Annotated in this window: 3 protein-coding genes; 2 read left to right on the forward strand and 1 reads right to left on the reverse strand. The window is 32.7% G+C overall.

Annotated features, from left to right (window positions below; genetic code table 11):
* Window positions 1-203 (reverse strand): hypothetical protein (locus RLO81_RS00285; protein ID WP_350105585.1); only part of this gene is annotated, 203 nt, incomplete at its 3' end.
* Between the two features lie 503 nt (window positions 204-706).
* Here RLO81_RS00285 and RLO81_RS00290 point away from each other — a divergent pair.
* A complete protein-coding gene (locus tag RLO81_RS00290) occupies window positions 707-1,618 on the forward strand; it encodes a glycosyltransferase (protein WP_350105587.1) in 912 nt (303 codons plus the stop codon).
* A 3-nt stretch (window positions 1,619-1,621) separates the two neighbouring features.
* Window positions 1,622-2,392, forward strand: a complete 771-nt coding sequence (locus tag RLO81_RS00295) for a sulfotransferase (protein WP_350105589.1) — start codon at window positions 1,622-1,624, stop codon at window positions 2,390-2,392.
* Window positions 2,393-2,819: the final 427 nt, after the last annotated feature.

The raw sequence follows: 2,819 nt of genomic DNA on the forward strand, positions 1-2,819 counted from the left end.
CCACCAACAATTGCTACTTTGTAATTATTATTAATGAAATCGAAATCGATAAATGGGTCATGAATATCCCATGTGTCAAATTCAGTGTTCATCATTTTTTGTATTGCAAGGACTGGTAAATAATTGCCGATATTTCCAAATGCCGAGTAAAATTGTATCACTTTACTCTTAGGATACCTCAACTCAATTGGTATCTTGCTCAAATCTCTAAAATTTAAATGATTCTTTTTGCTCATGTATTAACAAGTTATTGACTATAAGGATAATGTCATTATCTAACAAGTGCCTGTAATCAGTCATATTCCACATTATTTTGCATATTGATCCGAAGATATTTTTTTAACCTGATAACTATTTTGATCTATTTAATTAACTTCCAAGGCGATATATGCGAATTGCTTTTATTGTAAACTCCTTTCCAAAATTATCAGAAACTTTTGTTCTGGATCAAATTATCAATTGTCTTAAAGAGAATTATCAGGTTGATATATTTCCACGATTTAGACTAACTGAAAAAACTCAACATCCTGTGGTCAAAGAATTTGATATATTAAAACTGGTCCACTATCCTCAAAAGAAGCCATTAGGTTTGTTGTTAATGAGGTTAAAGGTGATTTATTTGATTTGTCTACATTCGAAACATATTAAGATATTTGAAAATCTGTTTAGCCATCCGGATTACTTGAATCTTGATCCTTTTTCAAGAATGGAATTAATATTTGGAATAATCCCTTTTTTGAATATACAGAAGAAATATGATATCATACATTGTCATTTCGGACCAAGTGGATTATTTGCAGTATTTCTCCAATCATTAGGGGTCCTTGATGGAAGGATCATAACAACATTCCACGGGTATGATGTAAACTTAAATTATCTGAACAGATCGGTATATCGAGAATTATTTGATAAGGGAGATAAATTTATTGCTGTATCAAAATACATAGCAAGTAAACTACTAGCTCTCGGATGTAAAAGCGAAAAATTGATTATTATTCCAAATGGAGTCGATCTAGATTTTTATACTCCAAGCAAGCGAGAAAACTCTGAAGGTGTGATAAGAATTCTTTCTATTGGGAGGCTTGTTGAGAAGAAAGGTTTTATTTTCGGCCTTAAGGCAATCAAAGATCTTCTTAATTTACATCTAAATATTGAATACAATATCATAGGAAACGGCGTGTTGTTCAATTCCTTTGAAAAGTTTATACAAGACCATAAATTAGAAAAACACATTCATTTAATAGGAGCTCTTAATAAAGATTCAACTTTGAAATTCTATCAAAATTCTGATATATTTCTAATGCCATATATTACTGCCGACAATGGTGATTCGGAAGGACAAGGGTTAGTTCTGCAGGAGGCACAAGCAATGGAACTTCCTGTGATTTCAACGTTTCACAATGGTGTCCAAGAAGGTGTATTGAATATGAAAACAGGCTTTCTTGTTGAAGAAAAAGACATTAATTCACTACTTGAAAAGCTCGAAATATTAATTCTCAATGAAAAATTAAGAAAAAAAATGGGGAAAGCTGGCAGAGAATACGTAATAAATAATTTTAACCAAAAATTATTTAATCAAAAGCTGAAACAGGAATACCAAAGAACATTAAAGAGATAATTAATGTCATTAAGAAAACAAAATTCCCCGGTGTTTATTATCGGTACTGGCCGGTCAGGCACACATTGGCTAGCTCATACTTTTGAAAGTAGTGACGAGATTATATGTACAATAGAGAAATCTCCCATGTTTGAACTATCAAAATATATTTCTCTAAATCAAGAGAATGAAAATAAAGCTTACATTAAATTAGTTAATGCTTATAAATTTGAGATTGCAAAGGCATCCTCAAAAATATATCTTGACAAATCGCACCCTAATATATGGATTGCAGAAAGGTTAAAGAAATCTTTTTCGCAGGCTATGTTTATTGGTATTGAAAGGAATGTTTATGCAACAGTGGCAAGCATGTTGAAACATGAGCGTGTTCTATCTTGGCATTCCACCTGGAGTGATTACTCCATTCCGAACAGATTTTTGGGTATCACTATAGAAATTGCAAAAATATATTCTAATATGTCGTTGGCAAGTAAGTGCGCATTGAGGTGGTTATCTCACAAAATCAGGATGAATAAATTGAAAGAAAATCTCGGTGTGTCTATCAAAGTAATTGCTTTCGAGGAGTTAGCATCAAAGACCCCAGTTGTTGTGAATGAACTGCAAGAATTCTTAGGCCTTCAAAATCCACTTAAAGCTCCAGAAGTACAATCCGACTCAGTTGAAAAGTGGAAAAGGCAGTTATCTGATTTACATGTAAGCCAGATTGATTCTGTCATTAAAGGTTACTCCACGATTTTATCAGAAATGGAAGAAAATAGATGGCGTAATAAATAGGGAAAGGACTAGATTGCTCCTTTCCCCATAGAACGAAAATTTAAGGACATCTGTGCCGAGAAACATCATTTCGAGCAGAACTATCACGCATAGAAACATAATTTGAACTCTTGGAGGAACCACCTAGGATCCCTTCAAAGATCTTTTTGATTAACTTCATGTTAGTTATTTAATTTAGGAATATTAAAGTAAAGTTAAATATATACATAATACGATGTATTTGCAAGATTAATTCCTTGTCAAGTTTGTAATACTCCCTAAAAATCGGACCATAGGAATAGTTAACAAAACAATATCTAAATTGACTATTACCTATGAAAACAAGCAGACGAAAATTCACACCTGAATTTAAAGCCAGAGTAGCTCTGGAAGCGGTAAAGGAACATCATACCCTGGCCGAACTCTCCAAGAAATATGAAGTGAGTCA

Source organism: Fulvivirga sp., assembly GCF_040220315.1.
In the GTDB taxonomy this organism is placed as follows: Bacteria; Bacteroidota; Bacteroidia; order Cytophagales; family Cyclobacteriaceae; genus Fulvivirga.